The organism is Actinokineospora baliensis, from assembly GCF_016907695.1.
GTDB classification, from domain to species: Bacteria; Actinomycetota; Actinomycetes; order Mycobacteriales; family Pseudonocardiaceae; genus Actinokineospora; species Actinokineospora baliensis.
In genome coordinates this window covers 3,131,085-3,149,227 of the sequence record NZ_JAFBCK010000001.1, presented here as the reverse complement: position 1 = coordinate 3,149,227, position 18,143 = coordinate 3,131,085, and the positions used below count along the sequence as shown (strand labels likewise).

The window sequence follows — 18,143 nt, the reverse complement described above, 5'->3', positions numbered from 1 at the left end:
ATAACGGGAAAGTAGTATCGAGACGTGGGACAGCATAGCGGCATCGGAGTTCTGGACAAGGCAATGGCCGTACTGCAGGCGGTCGCGAAAGAGCCGTGCGGTTTGGCGGAGCTGTGCACCAAGACCGGCCTGCCCAGGGCGACGGCGCACCGGCTCGCGGTCGGCCTGGAGGTGCATCGCCTGCTGCGCAGGGGAAGCGACGGCAGGTGGCGGCCGGGCGCGGCACTGGCCGAGTTGGCGGGCGGTGCCACCGACCCGCTGCTGGACGCGGCGACGGCGGTGCTGCCCCGGTTGCGCGACCGCACCGGCGAGAGCGTGCAGCTCTACCGCCGAGATGGTCTACACCGGATCTGCGTCTGCTCCGCCGAGCCGCCCAGCGGCCTGCGCGACACCGTCCCGGTCGGCGCGCGGCTGCCCATGACAGCGGGTTCGGGAGCCAAGGTCCTGGCCGCCTGGGCCGATCCGGCCACCCAGCGCAGCCTCCTGGCTGACGCGGTGTTCGGCGAACGAGCCCTTCTGGAAGTCCGCCGCCGCGGCTGGGCCCAGAGCGTCGCCGAACGCGAACCCGGCGTCGCGAGCGTCTCGGCGCCCGTGCGCGACGCGTCGGGGGTGGTGGTCGCAGCGGTTTCCGTGTCGGGGCCCATAGATCGCATGGGTCGGCGACCGGGAGCCCGCTGGGCTGCTGACTTGTTGGCTGCGGCTGACGCTCTCCAGAACCGCCTCTAGCGGCTCGTCGCTTCGCGACATTGCACTGGATCCGCGATTTAAGTGCAGGCTCGATGTGGTGGACCTGTTTTGCGTGGGGCCCCTACGACAGCCGTGGCAGGACCGCAAAGCTGGGGCCGAAAAGCGTGGCCCTGTCCGCGCAGGAACGCTACGACTGCCGCTCCCCCACACAAAACAGGTCCACCCCATCGAGCAGATGGCACCAGCGACTTCCGAGTGTCCAGTGGTCGACTTGGCGGGGCTGACTCGGTGGGTTGGGCTGGCGGGGTTGGCTCAGTGGGTTGGGCTGGCGGGGTTGGCCCAACAAGCCCCAACCCACCTCCGCAACCCCCGCACCGTGGGGGTCTGGGGGGTCGCCCCCCAGGTGTAATAGCGAAAGAGGCCTGCGAGGATGCTCCGCATCCGAACAGGCCTCTCCACCTCTGTAGCCCCGACGGGATTCGAACCCGCGCTACCGCCTTGAGAGGGCGGCGTCCTAGGCCGCTAGACGACGGGGCCAGGAACTTTTCATTCGATTGTGCGATAGTGCTGGTGTTGCGTTCTTGCTGGAGAGACTCTAGCAGGTGGTGATTGTGTCTCTCTGGCTGGGGTACCAGGACTCGAACCTAGACTAACTGAACCAGAATCAGTCGTGCTGCCAATTACACCATACCCCAATGGCGTGAGTTGATCACCGCTGTGGCTGGGGGCCTCAGTGGTGTTCCTCGGTGCCGGAGAAGATGTTAGACCACCCGGGTGCTGATCGAGAAATCGGGCCCTAGGCACGGGCCGCCGGGAGGGTGGAGGTGCTGGTCACGGTGGGTGTGCGGTAGTCGGTGACGAGGAGGGCGGGAAGGTCGGCGAGGGTGTCGACGACGGGGATGGTGGGGGGGAGGTGGGGGGCGGGGCGGCGGGTGCGGTTGAGCCAGATGCCGTGCAGGCCCGCGTCGTGGGCGCCGTGGGCGTCGTGGTCGAGGCGGTCGCCGATGTGGGCGGTGCGGTGTGGGGGGACGCCGAGGTGGGCGCAGGCGGTGTGGAAGATCACCGGGTCCGGCTTGGCGGAGCCGAGCTCGCCCGCGCTGACGACGACGTCGAAGAAGCGGTTGAGGCCGAGGGCGGCGAGGCGGTCGCGCTGGCGGGGGCCGGAGGCGTTGGTGACCGCGGCCAGGCGCAGGCCCGCGGCGCGCAGCCAGTCGAGGCAGGGCAGCACGTCGGGGAACAGGCGCCAGGTGCGGCTCACCTGGGCCAGGCGGCGGTCCTCGATCACGGCGACGGCGTCGTCGTCGAGGTCTCGGCCGAGACCGGCGAGGAACGCCTTGGTGCGGGCGTGGCGCATGGCGTCGTAGTCGAGTTCGCCGGAGACGACCATGGCGCTGTGCGCTTCGGTGACCCGCTGCCAGGTCGGCCACAGGTCGTCGCGGCCGAGTTCGACCGAGCCGGTGACCACCGACAGCGCCGATCTGGCCGAGCCGGTGAAGTCGACCAGGGTGTCGTCGATGTCCAGGCAGATCGCGTCGACGGTTGGCGGTTCGTGCCCGTTGTTGGCCACCACCCGCCCGGAAGTGGCTGATGTGGACGGTGCGGGCACGAGCGCTGAAGTCATCCAGCGAGGCTAGATCTCGCACCGGGTCCGCCGATTCGTCTGCCCAGGTGATGTTTCGGCTTCTGACACGGTCAAGCGGGAAGGCAAGACACAGCGCGAAATCTAGGTCTATCGCGGCGTCGCCGGTGCTCGTTACCGAGGCGTCTCCCGCATTCGGGTGAGAGTGCGATCACCCCACGACACCCGCGGCGGAGGGGACACTGTACGGCCCGCGACAGTGCCGCGTACAGGGCCGAACGCCTTGTACCGCTTGGGTCCCGCCCACCGGGACGGCCGGGTTTCGTTCTCGGTACGGGGCTTCGCCCGGTCACGCAAAGGAAGCGCGCGGTGGCACGGCGTCCGCACTGTCCACTGTGGCCCCATCCTGTCGCGGACCTGTCGTCCCGCTGTCGTCTCGGCGGTCGAGACGACAGCGGGGGCGGTCCCGGGTGGACGGTGCCCAGCCCCTGGCGCGGTTGACCCGAACAGCGCAGCCCGCTTGACCGCACCACCGCGCCGGGTGCATCCTGAGCTTATTCAACCGCTGTTGAAATCGGGGAGGGATCATGGGAACCAGTCGGACGACCGCGTGCGTGGTCGGCGGCGGACCCGCGGGGATGGTCTTGGGGCTGCTGCTGGCGCGGGCCGGGGTCGAGGTGGTGGTGCTGGAGAAGCACGCGGACTTCCTGCGCGACTTCCGCGGCGACACCGTGCACCCGCCGACGCTGGACCTGCTCGACGACCTGGGCCTCGGGCAGGCCTTCCGCGCGCTGCCGCAGCGCAGGGTGGAGCAGGTGCAGGTGCCCTTCCGCGGCGGGGCGTTCAAGGTCGCCGACCTGACGGCGCTGCCGGGGCCCAACAACTTCATCGCGATGGTCCCGCAGTGGGACTTCCTGGACCTGCTGGCGACCGCGGGCGCCGACGAGCCGACGTTCACGCTGCGGCGCAACACCGAGGCCACAGCGCTGCGCTGGACCGGCCGCCGGGTCACCGGGGTCGACTACCGCACCGCCGACGGCGAAACCGGGTCCGTCGACGCCGCGCTGGTGATCGCCTGCGACGGCCGGGGGTCGCGGCTGCGCGCCGAGGCGCACCTGGTGCCCAAGTCCTACCCCACGCCGATGGACGTGTGGTGGTACCGGGTGCCGCGCCACGACAGCGACCCGGAGGGCATCGTGCCGGTGCTGGGCAAGCGGCGCGCGGGCGTGCTGATCGACCGGGGCGACTACTGGCAGATCGCCGCGATGATCCCCAAGGGCTCGGATCCCGTCGAACGCACCAAACCGGTCACCGACCTGATGCGCGACCTGGCCGCGGTGCTGCCGTGGCTGGCCGACCGGACCGGGGCGGTCACCTCGTGGGACGAGGTGAAGACCCTGGACGTGAAACTGGACCGGCTGACGCGCTGGCACGTCGACGGCCTGCTGTGCATCGGCGACGCGGCGCACGCGATGTCACCCGCGGGCGGGGTCGGGATCAACCTGGCGGTGCAGGACGCGGTGGCCGCCGCCCGGCTGCTGGCCGGACCGCTGCGCGCGGGCGCGGTGTCCACTTCGGACCTGGCGCGGGTGCGGCGCAGGCGCCTGCTGCCGACCGTCGTGGTGCAGGCGGTGCAGCGGGTCATCCACGCCAAGGCACTGGGGCCCGCACTGGCAGGCGAGATCGACATCGCCGACGCGGGCCGCCCGCCGCTGGCGCTGCGGGTGCTGACCAGGCTGCGGGTGCTGCAGTGGATCCCGGCGCAGGTGATCGGGCGCGGCGTGCGCACCGAACCGACGCCGGGGTTCGCCCGCCGCTGACCGGATCCACCCGGTCGGGTGACCGACACCGGCCACCCGACCGGGGTCGTCAGCGGGCGGCGACCGGGTTGGTGAGGGTCCCGAGGCCGTCGATGGTGACCGACACCTGCTGCCCCGGGGTGATCGGCCCGACGCCAGCGGGCGTGCCGGTGAGGATCACGTCACCCGGCAGCAGGGTCATGATCCGCGACACCCACTCGACCAGCGTCGGCACGTCGTGCAGCAGCAGCGAGGTCTTCGAGTCCTGCTTGAGCACGCCGTCGACACTCGTGCGCAGCGCGAGGTCGGCCGGGTCCACCCCGGTGGTGATCCAGGGGCCGAGCGGGCAGAACGTGTCGTGCCCCTTCGCCCTGGTCCACTGCCCGTCGGCCTGCTGCTGGTCGCGGGCGGTGACGTCGTTGGCCACGGTGTAGCCGAGCACGACGTCCTTGGCCCTGGCCGCGGGCACGTCCCGGCACGGGGTGCCGATCACCACGGCCAACTCGCCCTCGAAGTCCACTCTGGACGAGTCGGCGGGCAGCCGGATGGCCGCACCCGGCCCGATGACCGAGGTGGAGGGCTTGAGGAAGATGACCGGGTTGGCCGGGGCCTGCCCACCCATCTCCCTGGCGTGGTCGGCGTAGTTCTTGCCGACGCAGACGACCTTGCTCGGCAGGATCGGCGCCAGCAGCCGGGTGTCGGCCAGCGGCCACTTCCGACCGGTGAACGTGGGGGTCCCGAACGGGTGCTCAGCGACCTCGGCCGCGACCTCGTCCCCCTCGGCACCCTCAACGGTGACGAAGGCGACGCCTTCCGGGTGGGCAATTCGAGCGATACGCACGCCCCCACCCTAAGCCCCGCAGCCGCAACTCCCCCGCCATCCCCTGGCCCGCACGCGACCGCCTCCCGCTACCCGGCCCCCGCGCCCAGCCTCGCCCCGCGCCCAACGGCCCCGCCCAACGGCCCGCCCCACCCCCAAGCGGGCCCGACCGCCCCACCATCACCCCAGCTCTCCCCCACCGGCTCACCCAACCCCCAGTCACTGCTCGATGGGGCGGACTTGTTTCGCGTGGGGGGGCGCCACCCGTAGCGTTACCAGCGGCAGGGCCACGCTTTTCGGCCCCTGCTTTGCGGACCTGCCACGGGTGGTGCAGGGGCCCCGCGCGAAACAAGTTCGCCCCATCGAGCCCACCGCACCACCCAACCCCGCCATCCAACCCGCATCACTGCTCGATGGGGCGAAGTTGATTCGCGTGGGGGGCGCCACCCGTAGCGTCACCAGCAGCAGGGCCACGCTTTTCGGCCCCTGCTTTGCGGACCTGCCACGGGTGGCGCAGGGGCCCCGCACGAAACAAGTCCGCCCCATCGAGTCCCACCACCCAACTCGCAGAACAGCCCCAGCTCCGTCAGGAGACAGAGCCCGCACGCACCCGCATCGCCTTGTGCGCCAGTGCGTCGCACAACGCCAGCCAGCTGGCCTCCACGATGTTGCCGTGCACCCCCACCGTGGTCCACTCCCGCTCCCGGTCCGAGGACTGCACCAGCACCCGCGTCACCGCGTCCGTGCCGTGGTCCCCGCCCGCGGTGAGGATGCGCACCTTGTAGTCGGTCAGCTCCACGTCGTCGAGCCACGGCAGGTGCGGTGACAGGGCGGTGCGCAGGGCCGCGTCCAGCGCGTGCACCGGGCCGTTGCCCTCGGCGGTGGCGATCACCCGCTGCCCGTTGACCCGCACCTTCACCGTCGCCTCGGACACCACCGAGCCGTCGCGGTCGTGGTCGAGGATGACCCGGTAGGACTCCAGGTCGAACGGGGCGACCTGCTCGGCGTCGGCGGGGTCGAGCCCGGCGATCTCCTCGCGCAGCAGCAGTTCGAACGAGGCGTCCGCCGCCTCGAACGACCACCCGCGCGCCTCCAGGTCCTTGACCTTGCGCAGCGCGTTGGTGATCGCTTCAGGCTTGCCGGTCAGGTCAACCCCCAGCTCGTGTCCCTTGAGCTCGAGGCTGGCCCGACCGGCCATCTCGGTGACCAAGACCCGCATGTCGTTGCCGACGGTGCCCGGATCGATGTGGTTGTAGAGCTCCGGGTCCACCTTGATCGCGCTCGCGTGCAGCCCCGCCTTGTGGGCGAAGGCCGAGGACCCGACGTAGGCCTGGTGGGTGTCGGGTGCGATGTTGGCGATCTCGGCCAGAGCATGGGAGACCCGGGTCAGCTCGGCCCGTGCGCCGGTGGGCAGCACGTCGAGGCCGAGCTTGGTCACGAGATTGCCGATCACGGCGAACAGGTCGGCGTTGCCTGCCCGTTCCCCGTAACCGTTCGCGGTGCACTGGACGTGGCTCGCGCCAGCCTGTACCGCCGCGACGCTGTTGGCCACCGCGCAGGAGGTGTCGTCCTGGCAGTGGATGCCCACCCGGAACCCGGTGCGGGCGATGACCTCGCCGACGGTCTCGGCGAGCCCGAGCGGCAACTGGCCGCCGTTGGTGTCGCACAGCACGGCCACGTCCGCCCCGGACTCCACCGCGGCAGCGAGCACCCGCAGCGAGCAGTCCTGGTCGAAGGCGTAGCCGTCGAAGAAGTGCTCGGCGTCGAGGAACACCCTGCGCCCCTCGCCGACGAGGAACGCCACGGTGTCGCGCACCATCTCGACCGCCTCGGCCACGTCGGTGCGCAACGCCCGCTCGATGTGCCTGCGGTCGGACTTGGCGACCAACGTCACAACCGGGGCCTGGGAGTCGAGCAGCGCACGCACCTGCGGGTCCTGCGCCGCGGTCGTGCCAGCGCGGCGGGTGGAGCCGAACGCGACCAGGGCCGCGTGCTTGAGGGCGAGCTCACCCGCGGCGGCACGGGCGAAGAACTCGGTGTCCTTGGGCAGCGCGCCCGGCCAACCACCCTCGATGAACCCGACCCCGAGCCCGTCCAGCAGCCGCGCCACGGCCAGCTTGTCGGCCACCGAGTAGGAGATGCCCTCCCGCTGGGCGCCGTCGCGCAGGGTCGTGTCGTAGACGTGGAAAGCGTCCCCGAGCGGGGTGCCCTCGGGGACCGATCGGGCGGTGCTGGTCACGGGATCTTCGCTCCTAGGTGGTGCCGGGTTCTGGTCGCCGGTGGGGTTCCGGGCAAACAAAAAGACCCCCCGCGAAGGTGCGAGAGGTCTGCGCGCTGGGCTCGGAAGAGGAGCTACCCAGCGCGCCTGTCAATAATGACGACAACGAATGCCATGCGCCGATGGTGGCACAGTGGACCGCCCGAGGTCCACTCCACGGACCCGCGCTCCCATCGAGTGGGAGGGGTTAGTGCCCGCAAACCCCTCCACCACCCCCGAACACCGAACGGCCGCCCCGGGTTCCGGGGCGGCCGTTCGGAACGAACAGCGCCCGGAAGAGGCGCGCCCGGCGCGCGAGGGCATCGATGCGGCCAGGCAACGGTGCCGGGTGCCGAGTCGCTGACCGGCCCACCTACCAACACCCCAAGACACCTGGCGGCCGCCGCAGGTCCCCCGTCACACCAGCCCCGAAACACCGAACGGCCGCCCCGGGTTCCGGGGCGGCCGTTCGGCGACGATCTGGTGCCTGGGTCAGGCGGTCTTGGCGTTGGAGGAGACCAGGGCGGCCAGCCGGTCGCCGATGGCGAAGGTGCCGCCAGGCGAACTGTGGTCGCGGGTGGCCAGGTCGAAGGCGACCGAGGCCTCGATGCGCCTGGCCGCTTCCACCTCACCGAGGTGGTCGAGCAGCAGGGCCACCGACAGCACGGCGGCGGTCGGGTCGGCAATGCCCTGGCCCGCGATGTCCGGCGCGCTGCCGTGCACCGGCTCGAACATGCTCGGGTTGCGCCGGGTGATGTCGAGGTTGCCGCTGGCGGCCAGGCCGATGCCGCCGGTCACGGCCGCGGCCAGGTCGGTGAGGATGTCGCCGAACAGGTTGTCGGTGACGATCACGTCGAACCGGGTGGGGTCGGTCACCATGTGGATGGTCGTGGCGTCCACGTGCTGGTAGGCCACCGTCACGTCCGGGTGCTGCAGCGACACCTCCTCCACCACGCGCGACCACAACGAGCCCGCGTGGGTGAGCACGTTGGTCTTGTGGACCAGCGTGAGGTGCTTGCGCGGGCGCGCCGAGGCGCGGGTGAACGCGTCGCGCACGACCCGCTCCACGCCGAACGAGGTGTTCACGCTCACCTCGGTGGCGATCTCGTGCGGAGTGTCCTTTCGCAACAGTCCACCGTTGCCCGCGTACAGGCCCTCGGTGCCCTCCCTGACCACGATCATGTCGATCTCGCCAGGGTCGGCGATCGGGCTCTTCACGCCCGGGTACAGCCGCGCCGGGCGCAGGTTCACGTGGTGGTCGAGTTCGAAGCGCAGCCGCAGCAGCAGCCCGCGCTCGAGGATGCCGCTGGGCACCGAGGGGTCGCCGACCGCGCCGAGCAGGATCGCGTCGTGCTCGCGCAACTCGGCGAGCACGGATTCCGGCAGGAGTTCCCCCGTCGCGTGCCACCGAGCAGCGCCGAGGTCGTATCGGGTGATCTCCGCGGTCGGAACGACCTCACCGAGCACCTTCAGCGCCTCGGCGATCACTTCCGGCCCGATCCCGTCACCTGGGATCACCGCGAGCCGCATGCACACACCTCCCGGGTATCGGCCCGAACTGTCAGGGCCTGGTAGTCGAGGGAAGGCTACCGGGAAGTCGTCCGGTCGCCGCATCTCGCCACCCCTCTGGGTGGCGATTCGTGGTCACAAGGGCCCTCGGGTAACACGAACGGTGCCCGGATCGGTTGTCGACCAACCGATCCGGGCACCCCGGGGCCCCGCACCGCGTCCCAGTCCGTGGACCGGGCGCGGCGGAAGTCGAGCCGGGCTCAGCCGAAGTCGACCGAGCGGACGATGGTCGCGCCGATCGAAGCGCCGATGGACTCCAGCACCGACTGGTCGACCGCGCGGTCCACCCGCAGCAGCATCACCGCGTCGCCGTCGGTGGTCTGGCTGATCTGGGCGGCGTCGATGTTCACCCCGGCCTCGCCGAGCAGGGTGCCCACGGTGCCCATCACGCCGGGGCGCTCCGGGTACTCCAGCAGCACCACGTCGCCCTCGGCGCGCAGGTCGAACGAGCGGCCGTGCACCTCGACCAGCTTCTGCGCCTGGCCCAGGCCGGAGAGGGTGCCGCTGACGGTGACCGCGGCGCCGTCGGGGTAGACCCCGCGCAGGGTGACCACGCTGCGGTGGTTGAGGCTCTCGCTCTCCTTGGCCACCTCGACGGTGACCCCGAGCGTCTCGGCGAGCCGGGGCGCGTTGACGAAGGTCACCTGGTCCTCGACGATGCCTGCGAACACCCCGCGCAGCGCCGCGAGCGGCAGGATCGAGACGTCCTCAGTGGACAGTTCGCCGCGGACGAGCACGGTGATCGAGGTGGGCGCCTTGCCGCCGAGGGCGGAGAGCACGGTGCCCAGCTTCTGGGTCAGCGGCAGGTACGGGCGGACCTCCTCGCCGACGGCGCCACCGGCCACGTTCACCGCGTCCGGCACGAAGTCGCCGCGCAGCGCCAGCCGCACCGAGTGCGCCACGTCGGTGCCCGCGCGGTCCTGCGCCTCACCGGTGGAGGCGCCCAGGTGCGGGGTGACGATGATGCCCGGCACGCCGAACAGCACGCTCTCGGTGGTCGGCTCCTTGGTGAACACGTCCACCCCGGCGCCGCCGACCTGGCCGCTGCGCACCGCGTCGACCAGCGCCTGCTCGTCGATGAGGCCACCGCGGGCGGCGTTGACGATGAGCACGCCCTTCTTGGTCTTGGCCAGCGCCTCGGCGTTGATCAGGCCCTTGGTCTCCGGCGTCTTGGGCAGGTGCACGGAGATGACGTCGGCGCGGGCGAGCAGCTCGTCGAGCTCGACGAGCTCGATGCCCAGCTGCGCGGCGCGCGCGGCGGAGGCGTAGGGGTCGTAGGCGATCAGCGTGGTGCCGAAAGCGGCCAGGCGCTGGGCGAACAGCTGCCCGATCTTGCCGAGGCCGACCACGCCGACGGTCTTGCCCAGCAACTCCACCCCGGAGAACGCGCTGCGCTTCCACTGCCCCTCCTGCAGCGTCTGGTGCGCGGCCGGGATCTGGCGGGCGACCGCGAGCAGCAGCGCGACAGCGTGCTCGGCGGCGGAGACGATGTTGGAGGTGGGCGCGTTGACCACCAGCACACCCCGGTCGGTGGCGGAGGGCACGTCGACGTTGTCCAGGCCGACACCCGCGCGGGCCACGACCTTGAGCGTGTCGGTCGCCTTGAGCACCTCGGCGTCGACCTGGGTGGCCGAGCGCACCAGCAGCGCGTCCGCACCGGACACCGCGGACAGCAACGCCGGGCGGTCGGTGCCGTCGACCTGGCGGACGTCGAACTCGTCGCCGAACACCTCCAGCACAGACGGCGCGAGCTTCTCGGCGATGAGGACGACGGGGCGGCTCGTAGTGGTCACGCTGCAACTCCTGAGCTGGCTCTGCGGAGGGACGCGGTTACGGCGCTGTAACCCAAGACCCCGAGTCTAGGCCGGTCTCTGAACCGTTCAACCGCAGGGTGAGCCAGGTGACATGGCAGTGTTGCGACACCGCCCTCACTCCCCGATCACCGGCGGCGCGGTGAACTCCGCGTTCCCGAACACCTCGTCGTCATCCCCCTCCACCAGGTACGCGGGCCGCTTCCGCTCCTGCGCCTTGGCCGTGGGCAACTCCTCCGGCTCAGAGCCGCGCACCGGCACGGGCGTGGTGCCGGTGACGTATCCGCCGGACCCGGTCGGGCCGAAACCACCTGGGCCGAAGGAGGGGCTGACGGGCGGAAAACCCGGGCTCGAGAAGTCCGGCCGCGGGGCGACGGGGCGGAAACCCGGGCTGGACGCATCGGGCGGTCGGTGGACGGGCCGCGGACCGGTGTGGTGCGGGCCGCTCGGGCGCTGGTTGGTCGGGTGCGGGCCGCTCGGGTGCTGGCCGGTCGGGTGCGGGCCAACGGGGTTGGGGATCGCGGGATGCGAGCCGGTTGAGTGCGGACCGACGGGCTGCTGGTGCGAACCGGAGGGGCCAATGGCCTGCTGAACCGCGGGACGCGGACCGGTCACGTGCGGACCTGCGGGCCGCGGGCCCGCGTTCCGCGGACCTGCGGAATGAGGACCGGCGGGCGGCGGGACCACAGGCTGCGGACCAGTCGAGTGCGGACCGATCGGCTGCGGAACCACAGGCTGCGAGCCGGTCGACTGCGCACCGACGGGCTGCCGGTGCGAACCGGTGGAGTGAGCGCCGGTGGGCTGCGGACCGGCGGCGGATGGTCCCGCGACCCGCACACCAGCGGAATGAGGACCGGAAGACAGGGGGACCACGGGGCGCGGACCGGTGGAGTGCGGGGGCTGGGCCTGCGCGCGGGACTGTACGACCGGCGCGGGCTGGGGCGGAACGGGTTGGTGCGACACAGCTTGATGTGGCGCGGATCGGGGCGGTGCGGGCTGGGGTGTCACAGCGTGGTGTGGGGCCGGTTGAGGCGGCACGGACTGGGGCGACACAGCTTGATGCGACACCGGTTGAAGCGATGCAGGCTGCGGCGGCACAGCTTGGTGCGGCGCGGGCTGGGGTGGCACGGGTTGGCGCGATGCGGGCCGCGGCACCACCGCATGGCCTGGCAACGGCTGAGGCGAAGCAGACGGCGCCACCACCGTGTGAAGTGGCATCGGTTGAGACGAGGCAGGCTGCGGCGCAACCGTGAGATGCGGCGCCGGTTGAGGCGGAGCAGACGGCGCCACCACCGCATGATGTGACACCGGCTGAGACGAAACGGTCTGGGGCGCCACGGGGTGAGGCGGCAGCGGCAGAGACGAAACGGGCTGCGCCACCACCGCGTGGTGTGACATCGGCTGAGGCGATGCGGGCTGGGGCGCCACGGCTTGGTGTGACGGCGCTGGGGGTGGCGTGGGTTGAGACGACGCGGACTGCGACACCACCGCTTGGTGCGACACCGGCTGAGGCGATGCGGGCTGGGGCGATGCGGGCTGCGACACCACCGCTTGGCGCGACCCGGCCTGGGCCGGCGTGGGTTGAGGCGATACGGGCTGGGGCGCCACCGCTTGGTGCGACGCGGCCCGGGCCGGCACGGGTTGAGACGACACGGGCTGCGACACCACCGCTTGGTGCGACGCGGCCTGGGCTGCCGTGGGTGGGTGGGGCGAGGGGTGCGCCGCCGGGGGTGGTGGGTGCGGGGTGGGCGGGCGCCACGCCGGGGGTGGGGGCTGGTGGTGGGGTGGCGGGGTGGGCAACCGCGGTGGGGTGGGGTCGCCTACCGGTGGTGCGGGCAGGTTTCCCGAGGTGGCGGTCGGGTGCGGCGACGGGGTGGGGGGCACTGGGAGTTGTCCCGAGTGCTGGCGCGGGTCTCGGCGCAGGTCGACCGTGGGGTGGGTGCCGGGGGGTGCGGGCGGGGGGATCACCTCCGTCCGCGTCGGTTCCTCCGCCGCCGCGGCGGCGAGGGCTTCCGGGGGGATCCAGACCGGGGTGGGGTCCGCCCCGGGTGGGGTCACCACGGCTCGTCGAACTCCCCGGCCTTGGCGCCCTCGACGAAGGCGTCCCACTCCGATTCGGTGAACACCAGCACGGTGTCCTGCGGGCCGGTGAAGCGGGAGTTGCGCATGGCGATGTAGGTCTTGCCGTCGGTGTGCGGGACGAAGGCGATCTCGACGTACTCGCCGTCGGGGTCGGCGTCGGGTTCGGCGGCGCGCTGCCACTCGGCCTTGGACAGGTCCAGGTTGCCGCGGACCTCGGCCTTGTCGTCGTAGATGGGTGCGCTGTCCATCACGTCTCCTCGTTCGGTGGTGGATGGGGTATCCGCCGGGGATCAGGTATACCGCAGGCCGCCAGGGGCGCCCGCACGCACCGTGTCGCGGGCGGTTCGCGCGGTCGCGGTGCGTAACCTGATCCCGGTGACCTCGTACTTCCAGCGCTACCTGCGCGGTGAGCGGGACGCGGTGTGGGCCGAGTTGCGGGCGCTGGGCCCGGTTCCGGACGCGCTGGTCGAGGACGTGGCCGCGGTCGCGGACGAGACGATGTTCCGGGCCGGGCAGGACGTGGCCCGGATCGCGGCGGCGTTGCCCGAGTTGGGCTGGGTGTCGGCCAATGGTCTCGAACCGCACGAACCGCCCACGGAGGGCGCGATCGCCCTCATCGATTCCTTGACCGACAAGGTCGAGTTGCCGTTCGCGTTGGAGGCCTGCCTACGCCAAGTGGGTCGGGTGTGGTTCGCCGGTGACAGTGAGGCATTGCTCTTGTCCTACCACCTGGAACCGGTTCCGCGCGGCGAGCCGCCCGGCCCGGAGTACCCGGATCCGTTGTGCCTGCCCGGCGCGTACAGCCTGGCCGCCGACTGGGACGAGCACGGCGGTCAACCGGACTTCTTCTTCCCGTTGGCCCCGGACGAGCGGCGGAAGGCGAACGTGCCCGGCGGTACGCAAGACCTGGACCTGCCGTCGTCGGTGGCCGACCCGGTGGTGCGCGGCGTCGCGGGCCGCGAGGGGATCACCCTGGTCGAGTACCTGCGGGAGTCCGTGCGCTGGGGCGGTTTCCCCGGCTACTCCTTCGCCCCCGAACTCGCGCCCGCGGTCCTGATCACGCTGTGCACGGAACCGGACTTCTAAAAGAAGGGAGGGGGCCGGTGCACGGCCCCCTCCCGGGAAAGCACAACCTCAGGCGGTCTCGGTGATCGGCCGGTCGACCCAGGACATCAGGCCGCGCAGCTTGGCGCCGGTCTCCTCGATCGGGTGCTTGGCGCCCTCCTCCTGGAGCCGCTGGTAGTTCGCCCGGCCGCTCTCGTCCTCGGCGACCCACTCGCGGGCGAAGGTGCCGTCCTGGATCTCGCCCAGGATCTTCTGCATCTCCGCCTTCACCGCGGGGGTGATCACGCGCGGGCCGCGGGTGAGGTCGCCGTACTCGGCGGTGTCGGACACCGAGTAGCGCTGGCGGGCGATGCCGCCCTCGTACATCAGGTCGACGATGAGCTTGAGCTCGTGCAGCACCTCGAAGTAGGCGATCTCGGGGGCGTAGCCCGCCTCGGTCAGCACCTCGAACCCGGCCTGCACCAGCGCGGAGGCACCGCCGCAGAGCACGGCCTGCTCGCCGAACAGGTCGGTCTCGGTCTCCTCGGTGAAGGTCGTCTTGATCACGCCAGCCCGCGCGCCGCCGATGGCCGCGGCGTAGGACAGGGCCAGCGCCTGCGCGCCGCCGGTGGCGTCCTGGTGCACGGCGATGAGCGCGGGAACGCCCTTGCCGTCGACGAACTGGCGGCGCACGAGGTGGCCGGGGCCCTTGGGGGCGACCATCGCGACGTCCACGTTGGCCGGGGGCTTGATCAGGTCGTAGCGGATGTTGAAGCCGTGCCCGAAGAAGATGGCGTCGCCGTCGTTGAGGTTGGGCTCGATGTCGTCGGCGTAGATGAAGCGCTGCTTGGTGTCCGGCGCGAGGATCATGATGAGGTCCGCCTCGGCGGAGGCCTCGGCGGGGGTGAGCACCCGCAGGCCCTGCTCCTCGGCCTTGGCGCGGGACTTGGACCCCTCTGGCAGTCCGATGCGGACGTCCACACCGGAGTCGCGCAGGCTCAGCGCGTGCGCGTGGCCCTGGCTGCCGTAGCCGATGACGGCGACCTTGCGGCCCTGGATGATGCCGAGGTCGGCGTCGGCGTCGTAGAAGATCTCGACGGACATGCTGTGACAACTGCCTTTCTGCGGTGTGGCTGCGGTGGCGGGGCCCGACCGGGCGGCGGCCGCCAAGTCGGGAACGATGCCGGGTGGGGACGAGGGGGTGGGTGGTGGGAGCTATCGAACAGCAGTCGCGGTGATCGAGCGCGGGCCGCGGCCGATGGCGACCATGCCGGACTGCACCATCTCGCGCACCCCGTAGGGCTCGAGCATGCGCAGCAGCGCCTCGATCTTGTCGGCGGTGCCGGTCGCCTCGATGGTGAGCGCCTCCGGGGAGACGTCGACGACCTTGGCCCGGAACAGCTGCACGGTCTCCAGGACCTGGCTGCGCACGGTGGCGTCGGCGCGGACCTTGACCAGCAGCAGTTCGCGGCGCACCGCGGCCGAGGCCTCGAGCTCGACGATCTTGATCACGTTGATCAGCTTGTTGAGCTGCTTGGTGACCTGCTCCAGCGGCAGGTCCTCGACGGCGACCACGATGGTCATCCTGGACACGTCCGGGTGCTCGGTCGGCCCGACGGCGAGGGAGTCGATGTTGAACCCGCGCCGGGAGAACAGCCCGGCGACCCGGGCCAGCACGCCGGGCTTGTTCTCCACCAGCACGCTGAGGGTGTGTTTGCTCATGGGGATCAGTCCTGTCGGGTCGGCCGGGTCACGCTTCGTCGAACAGCGGCCGGATGCCGCGGGCGGCCATGATGTGGTCGTTGCCGGTCCCGGCGGCGACCATCGGCCAGACCTGGGCGTCCTTGCCGACCACGAAGTCCACCACCACCGGGCGGTCGTTGATGGACATCGCGCGGTGGATCACCGAGTCGACGTCCTCCTTGGTCTCGCAGCGCAGGCCCGCGCAGCCCAGCGCCTCGGCGAGCAGGGTGAAGTCGGGGATGCGGTGCTTGTGCGTGCCGAGGTCGGTCTGCGAGTAGCGCTCGCTGTAGAACAGGTTCTGCCACTGCCGGACCATGCCGAGGTTGCCGTTGTTGATGACCGCGACCTTGATCGGCGCGCCCTCGATGGCGCAGGTGGCCAGTTCCTGGTTGGTCATCTGGAAGCAGCCGTCGCCGTCGATGGCCCAGACCACCGCGTCCGGCCTGCCGAACTTGGCGCCCATCGCGGCGGGCACCGCGTAGCCCATGGTGCCGAGACCGCCGGAGTTGAGCCAGGTGCGCGGGTTCTCGTAGCGCACGTGCTGGGCGGCCCACATCTGGTGCTGCCCGACACCGGCGGTGTAGACCGCCTCCGGCCCGGCGATGCTGCCGATGCGCTCGATGACGTACTGCGGCGACAGGGTTCCGTCGGTCGGCCACTCGTAGCCCAGCGGGAAGGTGCCGCGCCACTCGTCGAGGGTGGTCCACCACGGGGTCAGGTCGGTGCTGCCGTTGGCCCGCTCCGCCTTCACCGCGGCGATCAGCTCGACCAGGATCTCCTTGCAGTCGCCCACGATCGGCACGTCGGCGCGGCGGTTCTTGGAGATCTCGGCGGGGTCGATGTCGGCGTGCACGATCGCGGCGTCGGGCGCGAAGCTGCTCAGCTGCCCGGTGACCCGGTCGTCGAAGCGCGCGCCGAGGGCCACCAGCAGGTCGCTGCGCTGCATCGCGCCGACCGCGGGGACGGTGCCGTGCATGCCGGGCATGCCCAGGTGCAGCTTGTGCGAGTCGGGGAACGCGCCGCGCGCCATCAGCGTGGTGACCACCGGGATCCCGGTCAGCTCGGCCAGTTCCCGCAGTTCGGCCGAGGCGTCTGCCTTGATCACGCCGCCGCCGACGTAGAGCACCGGGCGCTTGGCGCCGCAGATCAGCTTCGCCGCCTCGCGCACCTGCTTGCCGTGCGGGCGGGTGGTCGGCCGGTAGCCGGGCAGCCGCAGCTCCGGCGGCCAGGTGAACGCGGTGGTCTCCTGCAGCACGTCCTTGGGGATGTCCACCAGGACCGGGCCGGGGCGGCCGGTCTTGGCCAGGTGGAACGCCTCGGCGATCGTGCGCGGGATGTCGGCGGGGTCGGTGACCAGGAAGTTGTGCTTGGTGATCGGCAGCGTGATGCCGCAGATGTCGGCTTCCTGGAAGGCGTCGGTGCCGATCAGCCCGCGCGACTGCTGGCCGGTGATGGCCACCACCGGGACCGAGTCCATGTTCGCGTCGGCCAGCGGGGTGACCAGGTTCGTCGCGCCCGGACCCGAGGTGGCCATGCACACGCCGACCTTGCCGGTGGCCTGCGCGTACCCGGTCGCGGCGTGCCCGGCGCCCTGCTCGTGGCGCACCAGCACGTGCCGCAGCCTGGTCGAGTCCAGCAGCGGGTCGTAGGCGGGCAGGATCGTGCCGCCGGGGATGCCGAACACGATCTCGACGCCCACCGCCTCGAGCGACCGGACGAGCGACTGCGCACCGGTCACCCGGACGGGTGTTCCAGACGGCGGTGCTGGCTTGGGCCGGGCAGGGTGCGGGGTGGCCGTCCCGTGGTTCGCTGCGGCCGGGGTGGGCCGCGATGTTGCGCTGGTCATCGGTCTGCCTCGTGGGTCGAAGTGTTCTTCGTGGCTCTGCTGGGGATCCGGGGCGATTGCTGGGATGTCGGACTATCGGTGGTGCGAGTAGGGGCCTGGACACGAAAAAACCCCCGCCTCGACCGGAGCGGTCGAGCGAGGGTCGCGCGTTCGATGCGTGCGGAACTCCCGTCAGCGTCGAACGCGCGGCGGAAGTACGAGAATCAGGTGGGCTGGCACGTCCGTGACGCTAGTGCGTTCGGGGTAGAGCGTCAACTCTGCGGGACGGTGCTCCCGGATGCTGGACTGTGATTCGGGACCCGGGGGCGGGCGGCGGGGGCATCGGGTGCACCATCTAAGGGTGTCTGAGCAGCAGCAAGTCCCGTCCCGGCTGGTCTTCCGGATCCCGGGTGTCGCCGTCCTCGCCGCGCTGTTGTTCGCGGTCTGCGCGACGCCCTTCGCCTTCGCGGCGCCGGGGCTGTTCCTGGTCTACGTGATCCCCATCGCGGTGGTGGTGTGGGTGTTACGCGTGCGCACCGTCGCCGACGCCGACGGCCTGGTCGTGCGCGAGGTGGTCAGCTCGCGGCCGTTGCCGTGGAACCTGCTCAAAGGACTGCGGCTCAGCGAGCGCGGCAAGGTCTCCGCGGTGCTGTTCGACGACACGGAGGTCGCGCTGCCGCAGGTCAGGGTGCGGCACCTGCCCGCGTTGGCGCTGGTCAGCGGCGGCAGGCTGACCGACCCGACCGAGGCCCCCGCGCCGGAGGGCGAGGACCCCGGCGACGAACCCGAAGCCCCGGCCTCGCCGGAGAGCGGGTCCGAGGACACAGGACACCGCACCCCGGCACCGGAGTAACCTGGGCGGCACCGCTCCCCCCACTGGTCGGCGCCGCACCCCGGGCGCCGCAGGCAGTACGTCATCGCAGTTCG

General features: G+C 71.4%; 14 protein-coding genes and 2 tRNA genes. 4 read left to right on the top strand and 12 right to left on the bottom strand.

The annotated features are described in order from the left end of the window. Nucleotides 1-24 precede the first annotated feature (24 nt). A complete protein-coding gene (locus tag JOD54_RS15075) occupies nt 25-726 on the top strand; it encodes an IclR family transcriptional regulator (protein ID WP_204451137.1) in 702 nt (233 codons plus the stop codon). Nucleotides 727-1,151: 425 nt separating this feature from the next. On the opposite strand, the gene JOD54_RS15070 is transcribed toward JOD54_RS15075, so the two are convergent. The 3 genes from JOD54_RS15070 to JOD54_RS15060 form a co-directional block, all read right to left on the bottom strand. Then, nucleotides 1,152-1,224: transfer RNA gene (locus tag JOD54_RS15070), tRNA-Glu, on the bottom strand. Between the two features lie 83 nt (nt 1,225-1,307). After that, nucleotides 1,308-1,382 (bottom strand) — tRNA-Gln (locus JOD54_RS15065). 101 nt (nt 1,383-1,483) lie between these two features. After that, the gene (locus tag JOD54_RS15060) at nt 1,484-2,308 is read right to left on the bottom strand and encodes an HAD family hydrolase (protein ID WP_204451136.1); all 825 of its coding nucleotides are present in this window, start codon (nt 2,306-2,308) and stop codon (nt 1,484-1,486) included. A gap of 545 nt (nt 2,309-2,853) precedes the next feature. Between JOD54_RS15060 and JOD54_RS15055 the strand changes: the two genes are divergently transcribed. Continuing rightward, nucleotides 2,854-4,086 (top strand): FAD-dependent oxidoreductase, encoded by a 1,233-nt coding sequence (locus JOD54_RS15055; RefSeq protein ID WP_204451135.1) that lies wholly within the window; start codon nt 2,854-2,856, stop codon nt 4,084-4,086. Nucleotides 4,087-4,135: 49 nt separating this feature from the next. On the opposite strand, the gene JOD54_RS15050 is transcribed toward JOD54_RS15055, so the two are convergent. The 6 genes from JOD54_RS15050 to JOD54_RS15025 all read right to left on the bottom strand — a co-directional run bounded on the left by JOD54_RS15050 (nt 4,136) and on the right by JOD54_RS15025 (nt 12,852). After that, entirely contained in the window at nt 4,136-4,906 is a 771-nt protein-coding gene (locus JOD54_RS15050) for a fumarylacetoacetate hydrolase family protein (protein ID WP_204451134.1), read from the bottom strand. A gap of 565 nt (nt 4,907-5,471) precedes the next feature. Further along, the gene (cimA, locus tag JOD54_RS15045; RefSeq protein ID WP_204451133.1) at nt 5,472-7,124 is read right to left on the bottom strand and encodes a citramalate synthase; all 1,653 of its coding nucleotides are present in this window, start codon (nt 7,122-7,124) and stop codon (nt 5,472-5,474) included. Between the two features lie 510 nt (nt 7,125-7,634). Continuing rightward, complete coding sequence (locus JOD54_RS15040) at nt 7,635-8,672, bottom strand: 3-isopropylmalate dehydrogenase (protein WP_204451132.1); 1,038 nt, start codon at nt 8,670-8,672, stop codon at nt 7,635-7,637. A 239-nt stretch (nt 8,673-8,911) separates the two neighbouring features. Beyond that, nucleotides 8,912-10,504: a phosphoglycerate dehydrogenase gene (gene serA / locus JOD54_RS15035; protein ID WP_204451131.1), complete on the bottom strand. Its 1,593-nt coding sequence runs from the start codon at nt 10,502-10,504 to the stop codon at nt 8,912-8,914. Between the two features lie 135 nt (nt 10,505-10,639). Then, a complete protein-coding gene (locus JOD54_RS15030; RefSeq protein WP_204451130.1) occupies nt 10,640-10,777 on the bottom strand; it encodes a hypothetical protein in 138 nt (45 codons plus the stop codon). Between the two features lie 1,799 nt (nt 10,778-12,576). After that, nucleotides 12,577-12,852: a DUF397 domain-containing protein gene (locus JOD54_RS15025; protein WP_204451129.1), complete on the bottom strand. Its 276-nt coding sequence runs from the start codon at nt 12,850-12,852 to the stop codon at nt 12,577-12,579. 127 nt (nt 12,853-12,979) lie between these two features. Here JOD54_RS15025 and JOD54_RS15020 point away from each other — a divergent pair, with 127 nt between their 5' ends. Then, entirely contained in the window at nt 12,980-13,690 is a 711-nt protein-coding gene (locus tag JOD54_RS15020) for a hypothetical protein (RefSeq protein ID WP_204451128.1), read from the top strand. A gap of 48 nt (nt 13,691-13,738) precedes the next feature. On the opposite strand, the gene ilvC is transcribed toward JOD54_RS15020, so the two are convergent. The 3 genes from ilvC to JOD54_RS15005 form a co-directional block, all read right to left on the bottom strand. After that, nucleotides 13,739-14,752, bottom strand: coding sequence for a ketol-acid reductoisomerase (gene ilvC, locus JOD54_RS15015; RefSeq protein ID WP_204451127.1), 1,014 nt, complete (start codon nt 14,750-14,752; stop codon nt 13,739-13,741). Nucleotides 14,753-14,863: 111 nt separating this feature from the next. Next, complete coding sequence (gene ilvN / locus JOD54_RS15010) at nt 14,864-15,370, bottom strand: acetolactate synthase small subunit (protein WP_204451126.1); 507 nt, start codon at nt 15,368-15,370, stop codon at nt 14,864-14,866. A gap of 28 nt (nt 15,371-15,398) precedes the next feature. Next, a complete protein-coding gene (locus JOD54_RS15005) occupies nt 15,399-17,237 on the bottom strand; it encodes an acetolactate synthase large subunit (protein WP_204451125.1) in 1,839 nt (612 codons plus the stop codon). Nucleotides 17,238-17,577: 340 nt separating this feature from the next. On the opposite strand from JOD54_RS15005, the gene JOD54_RS15000 reads away from it, so the two are divergent. Continuing rightward, the gene (locus tag JOD54_RS15000; RefSeq protein ID WP_204451124.1) at nt 17,578-18,069 is read left to right on the top strand and encodes a PH domain-containing protein; all 492 of its coding nucleotides are present in this window, start codon (nt 17,578-17,580) and stop codon (nt 18,067-18,069) included. The last annotated feature ends 74 nt before the right edge of the window (nt 18,070-18,143 follow it).

Coding starts and splice junctions, on each gene's coding strand:
- JOD54_RS15060 (WP_204451136.1), bottom strand. CDS start 2,308: ATGACTTCAGCGCTCGTGCCCGCACCGTCCACATCAGCCACTTCCGGG.
- JOD54_RS15055 (WP_204451135.1), top strand. CDS start 2,854: ATGGGAACCAGTCGGACGACCGCGTGCGTGGTCGGCGGCGGACCCGCG.
- JOD54_RS15040 (WP_204451132.1), bottom strand. CDS start 8,672: ATGCGGCTCGCGGTGATCCCAGGTGACGGGATCGGGCCGGAAGTGATC.
- JOD54_RS15025 (WP_204451129.1), bottom strand. CDS start 12,852: ATGGACAGCGCACCCATCTACGACGACAAGGCCGAGGTCCGCGGCAAC.
- ilvC (WP_204451127.1), bottom strand. CDS start 14,752: ATGTCCGTCGAGATCTTCTACGACGCCGACGCCGACCTCGGCATCATC.
- ilvN (WP_204451126.1), bottom strand. CDS start 15,370: ATGAGCAAACACACCCTCAGCGTGCTGGTGGAGAACAAGCCCGGCGTG.
- JOD54_RS15005 (WP_204451125.1), bottom strand. CDS start 17,237: ATGACCAGCGCAACATCGCGGCCCACCCCGGCCGCAGCGAACCACGGG.